This window comes from Actinoallomurus liliacearum (assembly GCF_039542035.1).
Classification (GTDB): domain Bacteria; phylum Actinomycetota; class Actinomycetes; order Streptosporangiales; family Streptosporangiaceae; genus Actinoallomurus; species Actinoallomurus liliacearum.
Window position 1 is genome coordinate 190,210 of the sequence record NZ_BAABHJ010000027.1, and the last position, 20,709, is coordinate 210,918.

General features: G+C 72.5%; 19 protein-coding genes. 10 read left to right on the forward strand and 9 right to left on the reverse strand.

The window, feature by feature from the left end:
• Window position 1: 1 nt before the first annotated feature.
• Together ABD978_RS32460 and gvpJ are read right to left on the reverse strand one after the other, a co-directional pair.
• Entirely contained in the window at window positions 2-739 is a 738-nt protein-coding gene (locus tag ABD978_RS32460; RefSeq protein ID WP_345363302.1) for a GvpL/GvpF family gas vesicle protein, read from the reverse strand.
• Window positions 736-1,161: a gas vesicle protein GvpJ gene (gvpJ, locus tag ABD978_RS32465; RefSeq protein WP_425550791.1), complete on the reverse strand. Its 426-nt coding sequence runs from the start codon at window positions 1,159-1,161 to the stop codon at window positions 736-738. Before gvpJ ends, ABD978_RS32460 begins: the two co-directional genes overlap by 4 nt.
• A 347-nt stretch (window positions 1,162-1,508) precedes the next feature.
• On the opposite strand from gvpJ, the gene ABD978_RS32470 reads away from it, so the two are divergent.
• Together ABD978_RS32470 and ABD978_RS32475 are read left to right on the forward strand one after the other, a co-directional pair.
• Complete coding sequence (locus tag ABD978_RS32470) at window positions 1,509-3,041, forward strand: UxaA family hydrolase (protein ID WP_345363304.1); 1,533 nt, start codon at window positions 1,509-1,511, stop codon at window positions 3,039-3,041.
• 114 nt (window positions 3,042-3,155) lie between these two features.
• On the forward strand, window positions 3,156-3,755 hold the full coding sequence (locus tag ABD978_RS32475; RefSeq protein WP_345363306.1) for an LURP-one-related family protein: 600 nt from the start codon (window positions 3,156-3,158) through the stop codon (window positions 3,753-3,755).
• Between the two features lie 78 nt (window positions 3,756-3,833).
• Here ABD978_RS32475 and ABD978_RS32480 read toward each other — a convergent pair whose 3' ends face one another.
• The 3 genes from ABD978_RS32480 to ABD978_RS32490 all read right to left on the reverse strand — a co-directional run bounded on the left by ABD978_RS32480 (window position 3,834) and on the right by ABD978_RS32490 (window position 7,940).
• Entirely contained in the window at window positions 3,834-5,909 is a 2,076-nt protein-coding gene (locus ABD978_RS32480; RefSeq protein ID WP_345363308.1) for a glycoside hydrolase family 3 C-terminal domain-containing protein, read from the reverse strand.
• A gap of 133 nt (window positions 5,910-6,042) precedes the next feature.
• Window positions 6,043-6,699 carry a response regulator gene (locus ABD978_RS32485; RefSeq protein ID WP_345363310.1) on the reverse strand — a complete coding sequence of 219 codons (657 nt, stop codon included), beginning with the start codon at window positions 6,697-6,699 and terminating at the stop codon, window positions 6,043-6,045.
• On the reverse strand, window positions 6,687-7,940 hold the full coding sequence (locus ABD978_RS32490; RefSeq protein ID WP_345363312.1) for a sensor histidine kinase: 1,254 nt from the start codon (window positions 7,938-7,940) through the stop codon (window positions 6,687-6,689). The genes ABD978_RS32485 and ABD978_RS32490 overlap by 13 nt, the downstream gene beginning before the upstream one ends.
• A 159-nt stretch (window positions 7,941-8,099) precedes the next feature.
• Here ABD978_RS32490 and ABD978_RS32495 point away from each other — a divergent pair, with 159 nt between their 5' ends.
• The 5 genes from ABD978_RS32495 to ABD978_RS32515 all read left to right on the forward strand — a co-directional run bounded on the left by ABD978_RS32495 (window position 8,100) and on the right by ABD978_RS32515 (window position 14,089).
• Window positions 8,100-8,342, forward strand: coding sequence for a hypothetical protein (locus ABD978_RS32495; RefSeq protein WP_345363314.1), 243 nt, complete (start codon window positions 8,100-8,102; stop codon window positions 8,340-8,342).
• Window positions 8,339-9,106, forward strand: coding sequence for an ABC transporter ATP-binding protein (locus tag ABD978_RS32500; RefSeq protein ID WP_345363316.1), 768 nt, complete (start codon window positions 8,339-8,341; stop codon window positions 9,104-9,106). The genes ABD978_RS32495 and ABD978_RS32500 overlap by 4 nt, the downstream gene beginning before the upstream one ends.
• Entirely contained in the window at window positions 9,103-11,655 is a 2,553-nt protein-coding gene (locus tag ABD978_RS32505) for an FtsX-like permease family protein (RefSeq protein ID WP_345363318.1), read from the forward strand. Before ABD978_RS32500 ends, ABD978_RS32505 begins: the two co-directional genes overlap by 4 nt.
• A gap of 101 nt (window positions 11,656-11,756) precedes the next feature.
• Complete coding sequence (locus ABD978_RS32510; protein WP_345363320.1) at window positions 11,757-13,403, forward strand: long-chain fatty acid--CoA ligase; 1,647 nt, start codon at window positions 11,757-11,759, stop codon at window positions 13,401-13,403.
• Window positions 13,404-13,636: 233 nt separating this feature from the next.
• The gene (locus tag ABD978_RS32515) at window positions 13,637-14,089 is read left to right on the forward strand and encodes a cysteine dioxygenase (protein WP_345363322.1); all 453 of its coding nucleotides are present in this window, start codon (window positions 13,637-13,639) and stop codon (window positions 14,087-14,089) included.
• A gap of 26 nt (window positions 14,090-14,115) precedes the next feature.
• Here ABD978_RS32515 and ABD978_RS32520 read toward each other — a convergent pair whose 3' ends face one another.
• Window positions 14,116-14,571: an Lrp/AsnC family transcriptional regulator gene (locus ABD978_RS32520; RefSeq protein ID WP_345363324.1), complete on the reverse strand. Its 456-nt coding sequence runs from the start codon at window positions 14,569-14,571 to the stop codon at window positions 14,116-14,118.
• A gap of 139 nt (window positions 14,572-14,710) precedes the next feature.
• On the opposite strand from ABD978_RS32520, the gene ABD978_RS32525 reads away from it, so the two are divergent.
• Together ABD978_RS32525 and kynU are read left to right on the forward strand one after the other, a co-directional pair.
• The gene (locus ABD978_RS32525) at window positions 14,711-15,559 is read left to right on the forward strand and encodes a tryptophan 2,3-dioxygenase (RefSeq protein ID WP_345363326.1); all 849 of its coding nucleotides are present in this window, start codon (window positions 14,711-14,713) and stop codon (window positions 15,557-15,559) included.
• Window positions 15,560-15,571: 12 nt separating this feature from the next.
• Window positions 15,572-16,750 carry a kynureninase gene (gene kynU / locus ABD978_RS32530; RefSeq protein ID WP_345363328.1) on the forward strand — a complete coding sequence of 393 codons (1,179 nt, stop codon included), beginning with the start codon at window positions 15,572-15,574 and terminating at the stop codon, window positions 16,748-16,750.
• A gap of 71 nt (window positions 16,751-16,821) precedes the next feature.
• Here the strand turns inward: kynU and ABD978_RS32535 are convergent, their stop codons facing one another.
• Window positions 16,822-18,453: an alpha-amylase family protein gene (locus tag ABD978_RS32535; protein ID WP_345363330.1), complete on the reverse strand. Its 1,632-nt coding sequence runs from the start codon at window positions 18,451-18,453 to the stop codon at window positions 16,822-16,824.
• 133 nt (window positions 18,454-18,586) lie between these two features.
• Window positions 18,587-19,162 (reverse strand): YceI family protein, encoded by a 576-nt coding sequence (locus ABD978_RS32540; RefSeq protein ID WP_345363332.1) that lies wholly within the window; start codon window positions 19,160-19,162, stop codon window positions 18,587-18,589.
• 139 nt (window positions 19,163-19,301) lie between these two features.
• Between ABD978_RS32540 and ABD978_RS32545 the strand changes: the two genes are divergently transcribed.
• Window positions 19,302-19,676: a winged helix-turn-helix transcriptional regulator gene (locus ABD978_RS32545; protein ID WP_345363334.1), complete on the forward strand. Its 375-nt coding sequence runs from the start codon at window positions 19,302-19,304 to the stop codon at window positions 19,674-19,676.
• Window positions 19,677-19,782: 106 nt separating this feature from the next.
• Here the strand turns inward: ABD978_RS32545 and ABD978_RS32550 are convergent, their stop codons facing one another.
• The gene (locus tag ABD978_RS32550) at window positions 19,783-20,598 is read right to left on the reverse strand and encodes a hypothetical protein (protein WP_345363336.1); all 816 of its coding nucleotides are present in this window, start codon (window positions 20,596-20,598) and stop codon (window positions 19,783-19,785) included.
• Window positions 20,599-20,709: the final 111 nt, after the last annotated feature.

Consider the following 20,709-nt stretch of genomic DNA (forward strand, 5'->3'; position numbering starts at 1 on the left):
GTCAGCTCTCCTGGCCCACGAAGTCGTAGGGCGGCAGGGGGCCGGCGACGCGGACGCGGATGCGTCCCTCGTTGTCCTTGCCGACCTCGTCGACGAGCTTCTGGAACGCCTCGCGCTCCTTCCGGTCGATCAGGAAGCCGGCGTCGAGCACGTCGTCCTCGCGGGACAGCTCGCGCTGCGCGACCGCCGTCGCCCGGGGCGCCAGGGCGTCGAGCAGGCCCTGCCCGTCGTTCTGCCGGCGGCGGGTGAAGGCCTGCGCGATGAGCTCGCCGAGCCGTACCCGGTCGTAGTAGGCCGCGTCCTCGGGCAGCTCGCGGACCCGCTGGTTGAGCTCGGCGATCTCCGGCTCCTCCTGGACCATCTCGCGCAGCACGGCGTCCTCCTCGTACCGCGCCTTGATCCGCACCTCGACCTGCCCGCGCAGGGGTTCGAGCTGCTCGACGAACGTGTCCTCGTGGGGGCTCAGGAGCTCCTCGACGACCGCGTCCCGGTCCGCCAGCGCGCCGCCGAAGCGGAAGGGCAGGATGGTCCCGCCGGCCTCGACGATCGCTTGGAGGACGCCCTGATGGGCCATGAGGTCGTCACGCGTGCCGAGGGGCCGGTCGGCGGCCAGGTCGCTCACCAGGGCGGCGCAGCGTCCGTGGGCGACCAGGGACACCTCCTGGCCGTCGATCCCCTTCAGCGTCTCGGGGATCTCCACGTCGGCGTCGGTGACGCCGTAGACGTACTGCACGGTCACTGCTCCTCCTCGTCGTCTTCGTCCTTCTTCCTACGGGATCCGGCCTTCTCCTTGTCCTGGCCCCGGCCGAGGGAGTCGCGGAGCGTCTCACCGGCGCCCTGCAGCGCGCCCCTGGTCTTGCGCTTGGCGCCGCTCTCCGTCATCTGGCCGATCATCTGGGGGAGGCCCGCGCTGGAGCCGTCGTTGGCGATGTCGAGACGGTTGCAGGCCTCGGCGAAGCGCAGATAGGTGTCGACGCTCGCGATGACGACCCGCGCGTCGATGCGGAGGATCTCGATGCCGATGAGGGACACCCGGACGAAGGCGTCGATGACGAGGCCCTTGTCGAGGATCAGCTCGACGACGTCGGCGAGACCGCCGCCGCCACCACCGGAGGACTGTTGTACCGGAGCGCCACGCTGGGCTATCTGCCCGCTGCCCATGGTTCATTCCTTTCTTCGACGGTCCGGCCGGAACCGGTACCCGCGGTTCGGCCGGTGGTCCAGCGGCTACCCGCACAAATCGCCTCCAAACAGACATGGGCTCTGCGGCGTCCGTAACCAACGTCCGAGGTCACCGGCATATCCCCGCCGTGCTCGACGGAGCGAGAGCGACCCCGTACGAGGCGTAGAAATAGAGGCCGGAAAACCACGGAAATGTCACTCAGCGTTGACAGGCGGGCACGATCCGGCAGATCTTCCGGTTCTCGTGAATACCGGTGGGTTCCGCTGCGGCGGCGGCTCGGGAGAAGATGCCGGACAGTGCTCGCCATTCTCGGATGGAGTGACGGATGACCGCCCTGCTGATCCTGCACCAGGACGACGACGTGGCACTGGCCACCGAGGATCTCGCGGCCGGCACGCCGGTCCGCGCCGGACTGGTCACCCGGGACGGCGTGCCGCGCGGCCACAAGGTCGCCCTGCGCGACCTGCCCGCCGAAGCCCAGGTGCGCAAGTACGGCCAGGTCATCGGCTTCACGACGCGCCCGGTGGCCGCCGGGGAGCACGTGCACACCCACAATCTCGGCTTCCAGATGTTCGACCGGGAGTACGAGCACGGCGTCGCGGTCCGGCCGCCGGAGACGCTGCCCGCCGCGGAGCGGGCGACCTTCGACGGGATCCTCCGGCCCGATGGCCGGGTCGCCACCCGCAACCACATCGGGATCCTCGCCACGGCGGACCACGCGGTCGCGACCGCCCGGCGGATCGCCGAGCGGTTCCGCCGGCAGGAGGGGCTGCCCGGCCCCCTGGACGCCTACCCGGCGGTGGACGGGGTGGTGGCGCTGCCCCACGGCCTCGGACGCGGGACGGCCGGTGCGGGCGGCGAGGAGGCCGCCGTGCTGCGGCGCACCCTCACCGGGTACGCGCGCCATCCGAACTTCGCCGGCTTCCTCGTGCTCGGCCCCGGCGGCGAGCTCGACGAGGTCCGGTCCCTCGCCGAGGAGTGGGGGATCGGCGCGGACACGCCCGTGGTGCCGATGGCGGTCCAGGAGCTCGGCGGCACCCGGGCGGCGGTCGCCGAAGGGGTCGCCCGGATCAAGAAGCTGCTGCCCGCCGCGAACGCCGTGCGCCGGCGGCCCGTGCCCGCCTCCGAGCTCATCCTGGCGATGGAGTGCGGCGGCTCGGACGGCTACTCCGGCATCACCGCGAACCCGGCCCTCGGCGCGGCCGCGGACCTGCTCATCCGGCACGGCGGCACGGCGGTGTTCGGTGAGACGCCGGAGATCTACGGCGCCGAGCACCTGCTCGTCCGGCGGGCGGTCAGCCGGGAGGTCGGGGAAAAGCTCGTCCGCCGGATCCGCTGGTGGGAGGAGTACACCGCCGGGCACGGCGGCTCCATGGACAACAACCCCTCCCCCGGCAACAAGGCCGGCGGCCTGACCACCATCCTGGAGAAGTCGCTGGGCGCGGCCGCCAAGGGCGGTCAGTCCAACCTGGCCGACGTCGTGGAGTACGCCGAGCCCGTCACCGCCAAGGGCCTGGTGTTCATGGACACGCCGGGCTACGACCCGGTCAACGCGACCGGGATGGTGGCCGGCGGCGCGCACGTCCTGTGCTTCACGACGGGCCGCGGGTCGGTGTTCGGGTGCAAGCCGACGCCCAGCCTCAAGCTCGCGACGAACACGCCGCTGTACGAGCGGATGACCGACGACATGGACATCAACTGCGGCCTCATCGCCGACGGCGAGTGCGACGTCGCCGAGATGGGCCGGCGGATCTTCGGCCTCATCCTGGACACCGCGTCCGGCCGCCGCACGCGCAGTGAGGAGCTCGGCTTCGGCGATGAGGAGTTCGTGCCCTGGCGGCTCGGCGCGGTGATGTGACGCGACCGAGGTCAGGTCTCGTTTTCGCCACTGATCGCGAAAGCACCTTGGTGCGCTCTTTACCTTTTCTGTACCTTTGCTCCCTCGATCGACCGTGTTACGAGACGGGGACAGATGGACTTCCAGACTTTCCAGGCGCAGCGGCGGCTGCTCATCCGCCAGCGCGTGCGGCTGATGGTGAACCAGTACGAGGTGCACGCCGAGAACCCGGACGGCTCCGAGGGCGAGCTCATCGCCTTCGCCCAGCAGAAGCGCCTGGCGTTCAAGGAGCAGGTCACCTTCTACAGCGACGACCGCAAGGAGCACCCGCTCTTCGGTTTCAAGGCCCGCCAGCGCCTCGACCTCGGCGCGACCTACGACGTCACCGACCCGGGCGGGCAGCCGATCGGCAACTTCCGCAAGGACTTCAAGGCCTCGCTGCTGGCCTCCACCTGGCACCTGGAGCAGCCGGGCCTCGGCGTGACCACCGGCTCGGAGCGCAGCAAGTTCGTCGCGATCCTGCGCCGCGTCTGGGACTTCATCCCCTACGTCGACAGCCTCCCGTTCGCCTGGCCGTACCACTTCGACTTCACCGCGAACGAGCAGGAGACGTTCTTGGTGGACAAGAAGTTCGCGCTGCGCGACAAGTACGTCGTCGACATCAAGGACCCGCGCCTGGACCGCCGGCTGGTCATCGCCCAGGCAGTGGCGCTGGACGCGCTGCAGCACCGCTGATCCGTTCGTCGAGCGGCCCGGCGGCTCGGAGGCCGCCGGGCCGCTCGACGTACGGGGTCCGGCCGGCCGGGCCCGCGGTCAGCGGACGCGGACCGGAGCCGACAGCGGCAGGTTCCGCGAGGAGTCCCCGACCGCGATGACGTGGCGGCCGCCGACGGTCGTCCACCGCTGCGCCGCGGTGTCCCAGACGGAGAACGCCCGCGCGTCCAGCCGTATCGTCACCCGCCTGGTCTGTCCGGGCCGCAGCGTCACCTTCGCGAAGCCCTTGAGCTGCTTGGGCGGCTCACCGGCCGACGGCGGCGCCGTGACGTAGACCTGGGCGACCTCGGCGCCCGTACGGGATCCGGTGTTGCGGACGTCCACGCTCACCGTCACCCGCCCGTGCCGGTCCGCCACCGGCGAGACCTTCAGCCGGCCGAACGCGAAACCCGTGTACGACAGGCCGTACCCGAAGGGGAACAACGGCTGCTCGCCCTGCGCGTCGTACCAGCGGTAGCCGACCTCCAGCCGCTCGGAGTAGTTCACGGTGCCGTTGACGCCCGGGTACCGGTCCGGCGTGCTCGTCGGCGTCTGCTCCTCGCCGCGTGGGAAGGTCACCGGCAGCTTGCCCGAGGGGTTCACGTCGCCGAACAGCAGCGCCGCGAGCGCGTTGCCGTCCTCCTCACCCGGATACCAGGTCTCCAGCACGGCGGGGACGTCGTCGATCCACGGCATCAGCACGGGCGCGCCGCTGTTGAGGACGACGATCGTGCGCGGATTGGCGGCGACGACGGAGCGGACCAGCCGATCCTGGTCGGCGGGCAGCGACAGGCTCGTACGGTCCGTGCCCTCCTTCTCCAGGTCGCCCACGATGACGACGGCGACGTCCGAGGAACCGGCCAGCTTCGCCGCCGCGGCCGCGTCGGAGCCGTCCGAACTCTGGACGGTGACGCCCCCGCCGACCCGCTTCTGGATGCCCGCGACCGGGCTGACGGTGTACAGCGGGTCGACGTGCGCGCTGCCTCCGCCGCCGGGGTGCGCCACCTGGGCGTACGGCCCGACCACCGCGATCGAGTGCGGGCCGGTCGCCGGGAGCGGCAGGGCCGCGCCGGAGTTCTTCAGCAGCACGGCGGTCTGCTCGGCCACCGACCGCGCCACCGCTCCCCCGGCCGCCGCGTCGATGGGCGTGACCGTCCGCGGGTGATCGAACAGCCCGGCGCGGATCTCGATGGCGAGCCGGCGCACGATCATGGTGTCGAGCCGCGCCATGCTCACCTCGCCGTCGAGGACGGCCTGCTTGAGCTCCTCGTCGTACGGGCCGTTGTCCCGCAGTTCGAGGTCCTGCCCCGCGGCCGCGGCGCCGACCGCGGTGTGCGTGGCACTGGCGTCGGACTGGACGAAGCCGCGGAAGCCCCACTGGCCGCGCAGCACGTCCGTGAGCAGGTGCGAGTTCTCACACATGAACGAGCCGTTGACCGACGGGTAGGCGCACATCACCGAGGCGGCGTGGCCCTCCTTCACCGCCGCCTCGAACGCCGGCAGGTGGATCTCGTGGAGCGTACGGTCGTCGATCCGCTCGTCGACGGTCCGGCGGTTCGTCTCCTGGTCGTTGGCGGCGTAGTGCTTCACCTCGGCCAGCACGCCCTGGCTCTGGATCCCCTGGATGTCGGCCGCCGCGAGCCGGCCTGCGAGGTAGGGGTCCTCGCCGTAGTTCTCGAACGCCCGGCCGTTCCGGTAGACGCGGACCATGTTGACGTCGGGCGCCTCGAGCAGGCTGTGGCCGACGTTCGCCGTCTCCCGGCCCTCGACGACGCCGTACCGCCGGGCCAGCTCCGGGTCGAACCCGGCGGCGAGGGCGACGGGCGCGGGCAGTGCCGTGGCGTCGGGCTGGGTCCCCACCGCGCCGGTGCCGACGCCCGCGGGGCCGTTGCTGATGAGGAAGTCGGGGATACCGAGCCGGGGAACGCCGGGCACCAGCCGCGAGACCCCGCCGGCGCCCTTCCCGGTGGTGTGCGTCTGGGTGATCTTCTCGTCCAGCGTCATCTGGGCGACGAGCGCCGCGGCACGCTGCTCCGGCGTCGGGGCGGGGGCCCGTCCGGCCACGGCGGCCGGTGCGACGGCGAGCGGCCCGATCAGGGCGACGGCCGCCGCGATCGCGGTGGGCAGGCGTCTCAATGGTCCTCCTCGGAGGTCAGGGGCTCGGCAACACCAAAACACCCGGACATCCGATGGTCAAGGAACCTTACAATCGGTGTGAGCCGGCCGACCGGCCGGAAATCGCCGCGTACCAGCGGATTCGTTGGAGGTATTACTGTCTGCCGGTGCTCTCCAGGTAGCGCAGGACGGCGGCGACGCGGCGGTCGGTGTGCTCGGTCGGGCGCAGGTCGAGCTTGGCGAAGATGTTGCGGATGTGCTTGTGCACCGCGCCCTCGGTCACGACCAGGCGCTGGGCGATGGCGACGTTGCCGAGCCCCTCGGCCATGAGCGCCAGCACGTCGCGTTCGCGCGGCGTGAGCCGGTCCAGCGGGTCGTCGGCGCGCCGGTGCGCGAACAACTGGGCCACGAGCTCCGGGTCGATGGCCGTTCCCCCCTCGGCGACCCGGCCCAGGGCCTCGAGGAACCGCTCGACCCGGCCGACCCGCTCCTTGAGCAGGTAGCCGATGCCGGCCGTGCCCTCGGCGAGCAGGTCGGTCGCGAAGCTCTCCTCGACGTACGCCGACAGCACGAGAACGGCGAGCCTCGGGTGGCGCCGCCGGGCCGCCACCGCCGCCTTGATGCCCTCGTCGGTGTGGGTGGGCGGCATGCGCACGTCGACGATAGCGATGTCGGGCGGATCCTCGTCGACGGCGGCGAGGAAGGCGTCCGGCGTCGCGACCGCGGCGACGACCTCGAACCCCTCCCCGCGCAGCAGCAGCTCGAGCCCGGCGCGGAGCAGGGCGTCGTCCTCGGCGATCACAACACGCACGGCAACTCCACGTCGAGAATGGTCGGCCCGCCCGGCGGGCTGGACAGGGTCACGCGTCCGTCATGCGCCTCGACCCGGCGGCGGATGCCGACGAGGCCGCTCCCGGACTCCTCGTCGGCGCCGCCGCGCCCGTCGTCCTCGATGCGCAGGCGCAGCCGGTCCCGGGTCTGGCGCACGTCGACGGTCGCGCGCCGGGCGTGACTGTGCTTGGAGATGTTGGTGAGCGCCTCGGCGACGACGAAGTAGGCGGTCGCGTCGACGGACGCCGGCCGGGAGCCCGGCACGTCGGCCGACACCCGGCAGGGCACGGCGCACCCGGCCGCCAGCGCGGCCAGCGCGCCGCCGAGACCGCGCTGCTCGAGCACCGGCGGGAGGATGGCGCGGACCACGGCGCGCAGTTCGGCGAGCGCCTGCTCGGCCGCCGACTGCGCCTGCTCGAGGGCACCGTCCGCGCCGGCGGGGTCGTTCCTCAGCGCCCGCCGCGCGGCGCCCAGCAGGACGACCACCCCGACAAGGCGGTTCTGCGTGCCGTCGTGGAGGGAGCGCTCGATCCGCCGCAGTTCGGCGGTGTGGGCGTCCAGGGCGGCGGCGCGCGTCGCGGTCAGCTCCGCGACCCGCGCGGACAGGTCGACGTCGGGATGCGGCCGGAGCAGGCGCCTCCCGGGCCGGGCCTGGAGCCTGGCCATCCTCGGGCTCAGCCCGACGGCGATCGCCACCCAGCCGGCGCCCAGGAGGACGCTCGCCGCCGCCCCGGTCCATCCGTCGGCCGGGAGGCCGACCGAGGTGGTGGCCTCGCCCGGTGGCAGCGCCCACGAGTAGAGCGGGAAGGTGAGGTCCCGCACCGCGAGCAGCGGCAGCATCGAGCCGAACAGGCCGAGGACGAACCCGAACAGGGCGTGGGTGGCCAGCCACTGAAGATCGCGCGCCGTCGCCGGGTCGGCCGCGGCGGCGCGGAGGCGCACGGACCAGCCGCTCGGCCACGGCGCGTACGGGCTGATGACCTCCTCGCCCCGCCGGCTCAGGCGCTCGCGCTCCCGGTCGGCGACCGCCCGCACGGTCGCGAGCGCCCCCGGCAGCAGCGGCAGCCCGACACCGACGAGGCAGAGGACGCCGATGACGACCAGTCCCATCGCGGTGAGCAGGGCGAGGGTCGCGGTACCCAGACCGCCGACCAGCCGCTGGAGCGCGTCGATCGGGCCGCGCAGCGCGCGTCCGATCACGCCGTCGTTCCCGCCTCGCATCCGTTCCTCCCCGCGACCAGTGGCCACCTTATGGCGGATCGCGGGGGTCCGGGGCATATCGCGCGAAGAGTGGTGCCTGCTGTACCACGACTGGGTAGCACGCGGGATCGTCGCAGGTCACAGCCGTCCGTAGCGTCGGGGTCCTACCGAGGAGGACCCATGACGAACGACCCCTTTCAGCTCGGCCGGCCCGGAGCGGAGCCCGGCGACCCCGACCGGACCGGCGGCGGCCTGAACGCGCGCCGCGCGGTCCTCTGGACGGTCCTGGTGGTCAGCGCCGCCGGGAACGCGGTGACCTCGATGAGCGGACTCCCGATCGCGGTGAGCCTGTCGTTCGGCATCGTGACGGTGCTGTGCATCGCGGGGCTGCTCGCCGACTGGTTCCGGCGGGGGCGGGCATGAGGCGCCGTGGATCGGCCGACACGCGGCCCGCGCCGCCGGGTCAGGTCATCGGCCTCGACCGGGTCACCAAGGTGCACCGCACCGGCACCGTGGCGGTGACCGCGCTGGACGACGTGTCGCTCACCGTCCCCTGCGGGGCGTTCCTCGCGGTGATGGGGCCGTCCGGGTCGGGCAAGAGCACGTTGCTGCAGGTCGCGGCCGGGCTCGACACCCCGACGTCGGGAACGGTCACGGTCGGGGGTACGGACATCTCCCGACTCGACGAGGCCCGGCGCACCGTGCTGCGCCGCGACCGGATCGGCTTCGTGTTCCAGGGCTACAACCTGCTCCCGGCGCTCACGGTCGAGCAGAACGTCACCCTCCCGCTGCGGCTCGCCGGCCGCGCCCCGGACCGGGAGTGGATCCGCGTGCTGGTCGACCGCACGGGCCTGGACGGTGTCCTGCACCGCCGCCCCGCGGAGCTGTCCGGCGGCCAGCAGCAGCGGGTCGCGATCGTCCGGGCGCTGGCCGCCCGGCCCGACATCGTGTTCGCCGACGAGCCGACCGGCGCGCTGGACGTCCGCAGTTCCGGGGACGTCCTCACGCTTCTGCGGCAGATCGTCGACGAGCTCGGCCAGACCATCGTGATGGTGACCCATGACCCGGCCGCGGCGGCCCGCTCCCACGAGGCCCTCATCATGGCGGACGGCCGCATCGTCGACGTGATCCGCGAGCCCGACGCGTCGACGCTCGCCGCCCGGCTCACCTCGCTGGGAGGCCGATGATGCTCCGGATCTCGCTTCTGCTCACCCGCGGCCGGACCGGCGCGCTGGTCGCGATCGTCTGCGCGGTGCTGGGCGGGTCCGCGTTCCTGACCGCCACGGGCGTGCTGGCGGAGTCCGGCCTGCGCTCCCACCTGCCCGTCGAACGGCTCGCCGGAACGGACGTCGTCGTCGCCGCCCGGCAGTCGGTCGCGCAGGACGAGGACCTGGCCGAGCCGCTGCCGGAGCGGGCGCCGGTCCCCGCGCGGCTCGTCGCCCTGCTGGCCGCGCTGCCCGGCGTCGCCTCCTCGGCCGGCGACGTCGGCCTGCCCGCGGCCGTCATCGGACGGGACGGCACGGTGATCGACGCCGGGGATCCGCGGACCGCCGGGCACGGCTGGTCGTCCAGGACGCTGCCCGGCCCTGCCTCCGTCCACGGCGTTCCCCCGGCCGGTCCCGGGGACGTGGCGCTCGACGCGGCCACCGCCGCGCGCGCCGGCGTCCGTCCCGGTGACCGGGTGACGGTCGTGGCCGCCGGCCGGCGGGCCGGATACCGGGTGTCGGCCGTCGTCGGCGGCCGGCCCGGCGTCTACTTCGGTGACGCCGTCGCGGCCCGCCTGGCGGGCCGGGACACGGGCCCGAAGCGCGGGACGGTCGACCTGATCGCGCTGCGCGCCGCGCCGGGCACCGATCCGGGAGCCCTGGCCGGGCGCGTCCGCCGGGCCCTCCGGGCGGACGGCCACGGCGACCTCACGGTGGCGACGGGCGGGGCGCGGGGCGACGTGGAGGAGCCGGGCGCGGCGACGGGTCGTACGGTGCTGTTCGCGCTGGCCGGTTCGATCGCCGGGGTCGTCCTGATGATCGTCGGTTTCGTCGTCGCGGGCGCGCTGTCGGTGTCGATCGCGGGACAGCGCCACGACCTCGCCCTCCTGCGGGCCGTCGGCGCCACGCCGCGGCAGGTCCGCCGCCTCATCGCCGCCCAGACCGGCGTGGTGGCGCTGCTCCCCCTGCCCTTCGGCGTGGCGCTCGGCTACGTCCTCGCCGGCCGGTTCGGCGGTCTGCTGGCCGCCCACGGTGTGATCCCGGACGGCCTGCCGCTCTCCTGGAGCCCGCTCCCGGCCGTCGCGGCGGTCCTGCTGCTGTCGCTCGCGGTGCGCGTGTCCGCGCTGAGCGCCGCGTTCCGTACGTCACGGATGCCGGCGACCGAAGCCGTCGCGGAGTCGCGGGCCGAGCCGCGTGAGCCGTCGGCCGTGCGCAGCGGGATCGGGCTGCTGCTCATCGCCGCCGCGATGACGATGGGGGCGGTGCCGCTGTTCCTGCGCACCGCCGAGGCGACGGTCGCGACCGGCTCGGCCGGTCTCCTGGCGGTCATCGGGCTCGGCCTCGCGGGTCCGAACCTCGTCCGGCACGGCAGCGGCGCGCTGCTGCGGCGGCTGCCGCGCCGTACGTCGCCGACGACCTGGCTGGCCGTGAGCAACGGCCACGGCTACGCCCTCCGGGTCGGCGGCGCGGTGACGGCGCTCGGGATGGCCGTCGCGTTCACGCTGAGCTACGCGCTGACGCAGACGACGCTGATGGCCGCCACCACCCGCCAGGCGAAGGAGGCGACGCGCGCCGACGCCACGGTCACCGCGCCCGCCCTCGGCGGGGTCTCCTCGGGCCTGGCCGACGAGATCCGTGCGACACCCGGCGTCGCCGCCGCCGTGCCGGTGGACACGACGACCGTCCTGTGGCCGCACCTGGAGGACGGCGCGAAGACGGTCGCCTCGTACCGGGCGCTCGTCACCGGGCCGGACGCCCCGGCCGTCCTGGACCTGGGGCGGCGCGGCGGCGACCTGAGCCGCCTGACCGGTGCGGCGATCGCGGTGAGCACGATCACCGCCCGGGTGCGGGGCGCCGGGGTCGGCGACCGCGTCACCGTGATCCTGGGTGACGGGACGCGGGCCGCCGCCCAGGTGGTGGCCACGTACGACCGCAGCCTCGGCTTCGGGGACGTCGTCGTCTCGCGCGACCTGGCCGCCGGCCACACGACGACCGGCCTGGCGGGCCGGGTGCTGGTCCGCGCCGCGCCGGGGCAGGACGCGAAGGTACGGCGCTCGCTCGCCGCGCTCGCCGCGAGGGAACCGGGCGTCCAGGTGGACGACGTGCGCGGCGGCGTCGCGAAGACGCCGACACCTCCGGAGGTCTGGGTGAACGTCGTCGTGCTCGCCGTGCTCCTGGGGTACGTCCTGCTGGCGGTGGCCAACCGGCTGGCGGCGGCCGCGGCGCAGCGGCGCGACGAGTTCACCGCGCTCCGGCTGGTCGGCGCCACCCCGCGGCAGATCGTCGCGATGGTACGGCGCGAGGCCGCGCTGGTCGCGGCCGCGGCCGTCGGCGCGGGGGTCGCGTTGTCCGCGGTGCCTCTGGCGCTGCTGGGCGCGGGCTTCCTCGGCCGGCCCTGGGCCGCCGGGCCGCTCTGGCTGCTCCCGGCGGCCGCCGGCACGGTCGCGCTGATCGCCTGGCTCGCCACCGAGCTCCCGGTCCGCGGCGCGCTGCGGGCCGCGCCCGCCGACGTCCTCGCCCAGCGCACCTGAGATGCCGTGATGGGAAACCCGCCGATCCGGCGAACCATCCGTAACGGGACATCGTTGACGGGGAAACGGTGCCGCTCCTAACCTGCTACCGACCGGTCGGTATGTCCGTCGGAAGGGCCGTGATGTTCGCCAGCACGATGCAGGAGTTCCCTCTCACCGTTCCCGCGATTCTGCGGCACGGCGCCCGCGTGTACGGCGGGAGCGAATGCGTGACCTGGACCGGCGGCGAGCCGCGCCGGGCGTCGTACCGGCAGGTGGCGGAGAACGCCGAGCGGCTCGCCGCCGCCCTGACCCGGCTGGGCGTCGGCGCGGGCGACCGGGTGGCGACCTTCTCCTGGAACAACCAGGAGCACCTCGAGGCGTACTTCGCCGTCCCGGGGATGGGCGCGGTGCTGCACACCCTGAACATCCGGCTGTTCCCCGACCAGCTCGCGCACATCATCGGGCACGCCGAGGACCGGTTCATCCTCGTCGACGACACCCTCGTCCCCCTGCTCGCCCGCGTCGCCGACCGGCTGCCGACCGTCGAGGCGTTCATCGTCGTGGGCGACGGCGACGCGTCCGCGCTGGGCGACGCCCGCGTGCTGCGCTACCACGAGCTGCTGGCGGCCGAGGAGCCCGGCTTCGCCTGGCCCGAGCTCGACGAGCGGGCCGCCGCGTCGATGTGCTACACCAGCGGCACGACGGGCGACCCGAAGGGTGTCGTCTACTCCCACCGCTCGACGTTCCTGCACGCGATGGTGGCGATCTCGGCGTCGCTGATGGGCCTCACCGAGACGGACCGCGTGCTCACCATCGTCCCGATGTTCCACGTCAACGCCTGGGGCCTGCCGTACGCCGCGTTCCTGTCCGGCGCCACGCTGCACATGCCCGGCCCGTTCCTCCAGCCGGAGCACCTGACCAGGTTCATCGCCGCGGAGCGGAGCACCCTCTCCTCCGCGGTGCCGACCATCTGGAGCGCGATCCTCAACTACGGCGCCGACCACGAGCTCGACCTGTCCTCGCTGCGGGCCGGCACCTCCGGCGGCGCCGCCGCGCCCCGCGCGCTCCTGGAGCGCTTCGAGGCCGAGTACGGGCTGCGCATCATCCAGGGCTGGGGCATGACGGAGACCAGCCCGCTCGGCGGCATGGCCTTCCCGCCGCCCGGCGTCGAGCCGGGCACCACCGAGGACGTCGACTGGCGCCTGAAGTCGGGCCGCGTGGCGGCGGGCGTGGAGATGCGGATCGTCGACGCGGCGGGCGAGGAACTGCCCTGGGACGGCGAGTCCGTCGGTGAGATCGAGGTGCGCGGGCCGTGGATCACCGGCTCGTACCACCGCGACCCGGCCCCGGAGAAGTTCCACGACGGGTGGCTGCGCACCGGCGACATCGGCACGATCGACGACCGCGGCTTCTTCCAGATCACCGACCGGGCCAAGGACGTCATCAAGTCCGGCGGCGAGTGGATCTCCTCGGTCGAACTGGAGAACCACCTCGTCTCGCACCCCGCGGTGCTCGAGGCGGCGGTGATCGGCATCCCGGATCCGCGCTGGGACGAGCGTCCGCTCGCCTTCGTCGTCCTGCGCGACGGCGCGTCGGCGAGCGCGGCGGAGCTGGCCGGCTTCCTGTCCGGCAAGGTCGCGCGCTGGCAGGTCCCGGAGAACTGGGCGTTCGTGGAGGAGATCCCCAAGACGACGGTCGGCAAGTTCGACAAGAAGCCGCTGCGCGCCCGCTACCGCGCGGACGAGGTCAAGATCGAACGCCTCTGACCCATCCTCGCCCGCCTCGCGGGCGAGGACGCGCAGGTAGGGCTCCTGTCATGGCGCGATCTTCCCGATGATTCAGGTTGACTTACTAGGGAATTATCGCCATGCTCGATCCATGCACTCCGAGGGCTGGCTGAGCCTGCACGTCGATCTGCGACGGCAGGCGAGCGCGCTGTGTACCACGCCCGTACCCGCGTGAACCGAACGGCCCTCAGAGTGAACAGGAGCAGCAGTACATGCCCGCGAGCACATCCGCGCCCGCCCGAACCCGTCTGGCCGACATCGCCCGGCGGTTGGCGACCGCCCCCGACGAATGGATCCACCGCGTACGCCTGAGCACCGAAGAGCGCTGGTACGAGCGCCTTCACCAGGACGACGATCACGAGATCTGGCTGCTCAGCTGGCTGCCGGGCCAGTCGACCGGCTTCCATGACCACGGGGGTTCCCGAGGAGCCTTCGCCGTCGCCCTCGGGAGCCTGCGCGAACACGACCTGGCCGTCGAACGCGACCTCGCGCCCGGCGACGTCCGGGAGTTCGGGCCGGACTACGTCCATGCGGTGACCAATGTCTCGGTCGCCCCGGCGGTCAGCGTTCACGTGTACTCGCCCCGGCTCACCGTGATGAACCGCTACGACCTCGTCGACGGCGACCTGATCAAGCTGGTCGAGGAGAGCGCGGACGACTGGTGACCCGCCCGGCACCCTCCTGACGGACGTCAGGGACGCGCGGGGGTGAGCGGTCGCCAGGCGATCGGCGTGGACAGGACCATCGCGGAGCTCGTCTCGCCGTGCGAGGCGAGACGCACGAGGATGCGCTCGAGCTCGGCGACCGAGGTCGTGGCGACCAGGACCATCGAGCACACGTCCCCCGTGAGCCGGGAGACCTCGAGCACCTCCGGGATGTCGTCGAGCAGCTCGGGGTGCACGGTGATGCACCGGGCGCCGTAGCACTTCATCCGGACCTGGGCGACGACGGAGAACCCGGCGGCCGCCGGGTCCACCCGGGCGTGGTAGCCGGTGATCACCCCGGCGTCCTCCAGGCGGCGGACCCGCTGGGCGACCGTCGGCGCGGACAGGTGCACCCGGCGGGCGAGCTCGTTGTACGAGAGCCGGGCGTCCTCCTGGAGCGCCCCCAGGAGGGCCCAGTCCACGGCGTCAAGGTCGGGTTTCATGGTCGTAAGCCTAACCGCCGCATCGCCTTGCGATCATAAGAAAAGAACGGCGCAACTCCCTTCATCGGCCCTTTGATGTCTGATTCCTCCCTCACAGAATGGTTCGGTGCCCATTAGTGACGAAGGGAGGAGGTCCGAAGTGACGACCGAAACACGGTCCGGCTGCCCGATCCAGCACTCCGCCGACGAGCCGAAGCTCGACTTCGGCGGTACCACGCCGTACGAGGACTACGTCCACGCCGCCACGCTGCACGAACTCCAGTGGCCGGTCACCGACGAGCCGCTGGAGAGGTCGTTCCTCGTGGTCACGCAGGTCATGGAGCTGTACTTCGGCCTGCTGGCGTTCGACCTGAGGTACGCCCGCGATCGCCTGGCCGCCGACGACGTCCGCGCGGGGACCACCGCGCTGTACCGCTGCGTGCTGCACGTGAAGGCGCTGCGGGCCGCCTGGCTGCCGATCGCGCGGATGACCCCACGGGAGTTCAACGCCTTCCGCGACGCGCTCGGCGAGGGCTCCGGGTTCCAGTCGGCGGCGTACCGGCAGGTGGAGTTCCTGCTCGGGGAGAAGTCCGCGTCGATGCTCGTGCCCCACCGGTCGGTCCCCGCCCAGCACGCCGAACTGTCGCGGGCGCTCGGCGAGCCCGGCGTGTACGACGCGGCGCTCGCGCTGCTGGCCCGGCGCGGGCACGCCGTACCGGACGACGTGCTGAACCGCGACCTCACCCGGCCGTACGCCCCCTCCCCCGCCGTCGAGGAGGTCTGGGCGAAGATCTACGCCACCGACGATGGCGAACCGCTCCGGCTCGGTGAGGCGCTCACCGACGTCGCCGAGGAGTTCACCGGCTGGCGGCACGACCACCTGATGGCCACCCGCCGCGCGATGGGCGCCAAACCCGGGACCGGCGGCTCGGCCGGTGTCTCCTGGCTGGAGAAGCGAGCACGCCGGGAGCTGTTCCCGGAGCTGTGGACCGCCCGTTCCCACGTCTGAAGGATCACGCCGATGGACCTGACAGCACGCGCCGCCAAGCTCGACGCCGAGGACCCCCTCGCGCACCTGCGCGCCGAGTTCGACCTGCCGCCCGGCACCGTCTACCTCGATGGCAACTCCCTCGGCGCCCCGCTCCGGCGGGTCGCCGACCAGATGCAGCGGGTGGTCCGCGAGCAGTGGGGCGGCCGGCTGATCCGGTCCTGGTCGGAGGGCTGGTGGGAGGCGCCCCGCCGGGTGGGCGAGCGGATCGCGCCGCTGCTCGGCGCCGCGCCCGGCCAGGTCGTGGTCGCCGACTCGACCAGCGTGAACCTCTTCAAGGCGCTGGTCGCCGCCGTACGGCTCGCGCCCGGCAGGCGCGAAATCGTCGTCGACGCCGCGACCTTCCCGACCGACGGGTACATCGCGACGTCGGTCGCGGAGCTGACCGGCCGCGTCCTGCGCACGGCGGACGCCGACGAGCTTCCGGCGGTCCTCGGCGACGGGACCGCCGTGGTCCTGCTGAACCACGTGGACTACCGCACGGGCCGGTTGCACGACATGGCCGCCCTGACCGCGCGCGTGCACGCGGCCGGCGCGCGCGTCGTGTGGGACCTGTGCCACAGCGTGGGCGTGCTCCCGCTCGCCCTGGACGCGCTGGGCGTCGACCTCGCGGTCGGCTGCACCTACAAGTTCCTGAACGGCGGCCCGGGCGCGCCGGCCTTCCTGTACGTGCGGCGCGACCTGCAGGAGGCGTTCGACCAGCCGCTGTCCGGCTGGGGCGGCCACCGGGAGCCGTTCGCCATGGCCCCGGACTACGTCCCCGCCGAGGGCATCGAGCGCGGCCGCTGCGGCACCCCGGACATCCTGTCCCTGCTCGCCCTGGAGTCCGCCCTGGAGGTGTGGGACGGCGTGGCCCTGGCCGACGTGCGTGCCAAGGGCCTGTCGCTGACCGACTTCTTCGTCGAGTGCGTGACGGAGCTCCTGCCGCCCGGCGCGGTGGAGGTGCTGACCCCCCGCGACGAGCGGCGCGGCCACCAGGTCTCCCTCCGCCACCCCGACGCCGAGGCGGTCATGACGGAGCTGATCGCCCGGGAGGTCATCGGCGACTTCCGCAGCCCCGACGTCCTGCGCTTCGGCTTCGCCCCGCTCTACGTCACCCACGCCGACGCCCTCCACGCCGCCCGGACCCTGACGGACGTCCTCGAGGCATAGGGCGTGTGCGTTGGATCCGCCGCCCGGCCGCGCCGCGAGCGGATCCGCCGACAGGTCCCCGAGCGGCGGGGTCAGATGATGGCGGTCGTCGCCTCGTCGTCGATGAGGCGCAGCCAGCGGTAGCCGTAGCCGGCCAGCTCAATCTCCCGGCCGAGCTCGGCCGCCGGCGCGTCGCCGAACATCTGGCGGATCTGCTCCACACCGGTCAGGTCCAGGTCGTCCGGCAGCCGGACGCGTACCGGGTCGGCGGACACGTTGTGCAGGGTGACGACGCGGCCCTCCCGCCACCGGTACGCGAGGCCGAGCACGCGCGTGTCGCCGACGTCGAGGATGTCCCAGTCGCCCCAGCCGAACTCCGGGCACTCGCGGCGGACGCGGATCGCCCGCGTCATCCACGAGCTGAGGGATTCGGGGTCGTGGCGCTGGGCGACGACGTTGACCTCGCGGAAGCCGTACTCGCCGTCGGCCAGGGCCGGGCGGTAGACCTCCTCGACCCGCGAGAAGCCGCCGTTCGGGCGGGCGGACCACTGCATGGGCGTACGGACGGCGAGCCGGCCGGGCAGGGACAGGTCCTCCCCCATGCCGATCTCGTCGCCGTAAAGGATGACCGGCGTGCCCGGCAGCGCGAGGGTTAGCGCCAGGACGAGCCGGATCCGGCGGGGGTCGTTGCCGAGCATGGGCGCGAGCCGGCGGCGGATGCCGCGCCCGTACACGCGGTGGGTCTCCTCGGGGGCGAAGGCGGCGAAGATCTCATCGCGTTCGGACTCGGCGAGCAGGCCGAGGTTGAGTTCGTCGTGGTGGCGGCAGAAGTTGGCGAACTGGCCGCCGATCGGGTGGGCCGGCCGGTTCCGCAGCGCCTCCGCGAGCGGGCGCGCGTCGCCGCGGGCGTGCGACAGCCACTGCGCGGCGCAGCCGCGGAAGTCGAACAGCATCTGCACGCCCTCGCCGCCGTCGAGGCCGAAGTACCGCTGCTGCTCCTCCGGGGAGACGTTCGCCTCGCCGAGGAAGATGGCGTCACCGCGCCGCCGTTCGAGGAACTCGACCATCGACCGCAGGAAGCTGACCGGGTTGTCCCGGCAGTCGGTGCCGACCGTCTCGATCATGAACGGCAGCGAGTCGACCCGGAAGCCGGAGATGCCCAGCTCCAGCCAGAAGCCGAGGATCTTGTTCATCTCGTCGCGGACCTCGGGCTTGGTGATGTCCAGGTCCGGCATGAAGTCGTAATAGCGGTGCATGTACCACTTGCCGGCCTCCTCGTCGTAGGACCAGGTGCCGTCCTGTTCACCCGGGAAGGCGACCTCGCTGGGCTCCTTTCGGGGGTGGTCGCTCCAGACGTAGTAGTCGGGACGGTCCCGGAACCAGCGGTGCTCGATGCTCGTGTGGTTCAGCACGAGGTCCACGAGCACCCGGATGCCGAGGTCGTCGGCGGTGCGGAGCATCTCCACGAAGTCGCCCAGGCTGCCGAACCGCCGGTCGACCGCGTAATAGTCGGTGATGTCGTACCCGTCGTCGCGCAGCGGCGACGGGTAGAACGGCATCAACCACAGGCAGTTCACGCCGAGGCCGCCGAGGTAGTCGAGCCGCCGGGTGAGGCCGGACAGGTCGCCGACGCCGTCGTCGTCGGTGTCCAGCCAGGTCGCCACGTCCACGCAGTACACGACCGCGTTCTTCCACCACAGGTCACTGGTCGCCTTGTCCGTCATGGGCGGCTCTTTACCCTGCTTTGCCCGCAGTGCACGTGCGCCGGAGCCTACGGGAGATCCCGCCGAGGAGCGCCAGGTGGTGCGGCTCGGCGGGACCGGTCGTTCCCGAGTGGGAACGGGCCGTCGGGGAGGGTCAGGAGGTCTGCAGAACGGCTTCGATCTCCAGGACGATCTGGACCTTCTCGCCGAGGGCGACGCCGCCGCCGGGGATGGGGCCGTTGTAGGTGACGCCGAACTCCGTGCGGTCGATCTCGCCGGTGGCGGTGAAGCCGGCGCGGGCGCCCTTGACGGGGTCGGACGCGAACGGGTCGGGGCCGAAGCCGTTGAGCTCCAGCTTCAGGGGGACGGGGCGGGTCACGCCTTTCAGCGTCAGCTCGCCGTCGACGACGTAATCGTCGCCGTCGCGGCGGACGCCGGTGGAGCGGTACGTCATGGTGGGGTACTTCTCGACCTCGAAGAAGTCGGCCGAGCGGATGTGCTCGTCGCGCTGCGCGTTGTTGGTGTCGATCGAGGCGAGGTCGATGGTCGCGGTCACGCTGGAGTCCAGCGGGTCGGCCCCGGTGACGATCCGCCCTTCGAACGAGCCGAAGCGGCCGCGGGCCTTGCTGACCATCAGATGCCGGACGGCGAAGCTCACGTCCGAATGCACCGCGTCGATGGTCCAGGTGCCGGCGACATAGCCCGGGATCTCGACAACCTCGGCTGTCATGGTGTCTCCTTGGTTCCTGCAGGTAAGGCGGTTCTCTTTGATGTGTTGGTTCCGTTCAGGAACCACTCTCATCCTGGGGCGACCGCCCCGATCGGCACAAGAACGCACTTTTTTCTTACTAGGTCACCTGGAGAGAACCATGGACACCGGGCTGGGCGACTGTCGGGCACGTGAGAACCTCGACCGCATCGGGGACAAGTGGTCCCTGTACCTGATCGCCCTGCTCGCCGAGGGCACCAAGCGATTCAGCCGGCTCAAGCGCGAGGCCGAGGGCATCAGCCAGCGGATGCTCACCGTCACCCTCCGCGGGCTGGAACGGGACGGGATCGTGACCCGGACCATGTATCCGGTGATGCCGCCGCGCGTGGAGTACGCCCTCACCGACCTGGGGCGGGACCTGCTGGCCGCCGTGACGCCCTTCATCGCCTGGTGCGAGGCGCACGTGCCGGAGATCGAGGCGGCACGCGAGGAGTACGACACCCGGACCGAGCAGGAGGCCGCCGCATTCGAGTGACCTGCCCGTCCGCACACCACCCGGCGCCCCTCGGGCGGGTCTCATCAGCGCCGAGCCCGGGACGGGCCTGGTCCGGCAGGCCCGTCCCGGACGGCTTGGGGCGTCGTTACTTACGGCGCAGGACGCTGCTCGGCAGGTTGAAGGGGAGCCGCTTCACGACCTTGGACCGGGCCTTCTTGCGCAGTGCCGGGTACAGGTCGGTGTAGGCCTTGCTCGCCAGGTACGTCCGCATGCTCGCGGTGTTCTTGCCGGCGGCGGAGGGCAGGCCGCCGCGGAGGTTCGCGACGGGCCCGAGCACGCCGCAGCCGCTCGTCCCAGGAACGCTGTAGGCGTCGTCGTTCAGCGTGAGGCCGAAGACGTCGTCGTCGTACGGCGTGAGGCTGGTCGGGTCGACCGTCGTGTTGAGCTTGATGGGCGCCTTGGCCGTGCCGATGTAGCACTTGTCGCCCATCAGCGCGTTGATCAGCTTGATCCGCAGGTCGAGGGCGGAGTGCAGGTTCCCGCTGTCGTCGATGCTCAGCCCCAAGTTCCCGACGTACTTCGGCTGGGCCTGCAGCGTCATGCCGGGCAGGTTCTCGGTGCCGGGGATGCCCAGCGCTCCGCCGGGCACGGTCATCGGCTTGCTCTTCAGGGTCACGACCTGCGCCGGGTTGCCGGCCCGGTCCGGGCCGGACGCCATGCTGATCGTCATCGGCTCGGTGAGCGGCTGGGTGATCGAGCCGAGCTTCATCGAGCCGCCGCCGATGACGAAGATGTTGCAGAACCACTGGGCCGGGTCGGCCCCGACGGGGAGCCGGTCGGCGCATCCGGAGAAGTCGATCTTGACCGGCGCGGGCTCGGCGTAGGCGGCGGGGGCGGTCAGGGCGAGGACGATGGGGGCGGCCGTGGCCGCGGCGAGGATCCGGCGCGTGGTCGACTTCATGGAGGCACCGCTTTCTCTAGTGGCAGAGGAGCAAGATCCTCAATGGCGAATCCCACCAGGTCAACCGGTCAGTAGCGATCTTGGCCGTACCCGGCCAACCGGCCATCCCGG

What these genes read in the sequence shown, in the direction of transcription:
- ABD978_RS32495 (WP_345363314.1), top strand. Translation starts at nt 8,100, where the DNA reads ATGACGAACGACCCCTTTCAGCTCGGCCGGCCCGGAGCGGAGCCCGGC.
- ABD978_RS32540 (WP_345363332.1), bottom strand. Translation starts at nt 19,162, where the DNA reads ATGACAGCCGAGGTTGTCGAGATCCCGGGCTATGTCGCCGGCACCTGG.
- ABD978_RS32535 (WP_345363330.1), bottom strand. Translation starts at nt 18,453, where the DNA reads ATGACGGACAAGGCGACCAGTGACCTGTGGTGGAAGAACGCGGTCGTG.
- ABD978_RS32470 (WP_345363304.1), top strand. Translation starts at nt 1,509, where the DNA reads ATGACCGCCCTGCTGATCCTGCACCAGGACGACGACGTGGCACTGGCC.
- ABD978_RS32515 (WP_345363322.1), top strand. Translation starts at nt 13,637, where the DNA reads ATGCCCGCGAGCACATCCGCGCCCGCCCGAACCCGTCTGGCCGACATC.
- kynU (WP_345363328.1), top strand. Translation starts at nt 15,572, where the DNA reads ATGGACCTGACAGCACGCGCCGCCAAGCTCGACGCCGAGGACCCCCTC.
- ABD978_RS32520 (WP_345363324.1), bottom strand. Translation starts at nt 14,571, where the DNA reads ATGAAACCCGACCTTGACGCCGTGGACTGGGCCCTCCTGGGGGCGCTC.
- ABD978_RS32550 (WP_345363336.1), bottom strand. Translation starts at nt 20,598, where the DNA reads ATGAAGTCGACCACGCGCCGGATCCTCGCCGCGGCCACGGCCGCCCCC.
- ABD978_RS32545 (WP_345363334.1), top strand. Translation starts at nt 19,302, where the DNA reads ATGGACACCGGGCTGGGCGACTGTCGGGCACGTGAGAACCTCGACCGC.
- ABD978_RS32475 (WP_345363306.1), top strand. Translation starts at nt 3,156, where the DNA reads ATGGACTTCCAGACTTTCCAGGCGCAGCGGCGGCTGCTCATCCGCCAG.
- ABD978_RS32500 (WP_345363316.1), top strand. Translation starts at nt 8,339, where the DNA reads ATGAGGCGCCGTGGATCGGCCGACACGCGGCCCGCGCCGCCGGGTCAG.
- gvpJ (WP_425550791.1), bottom strand. Translation starts at nt 1,161, where the DNA reads ATGGGCAGCGGGCAGATAGCCCAGCGTGGCGCTCCGGTACAACAGTCC.
- ABD978_RS32510 (WP_345363320.1), top strand. Translation starts at nt 11,757, where the DNA reads ATGTCCGTCGGAAGGGCCGTGATGTTCGCCAGCACGATGCAGGAGTTC.
- ABD978_RS32490 (WP_345363312.1), bottom strand. Translation starts at nt 7,940, where the DNA reads ATGCGAGGCGGGAACGACGGCGTGATCGGACGCGCGCTGCGCGGCCCG.
- ABD978_RS32505 (WP_345363318.1), top strand. Translation starts at nt 9,103, where the DNA reads ATGATGCTCCGGATCTCGCTTCTGCTCACCCGCGGCCGGACCGGCGCG.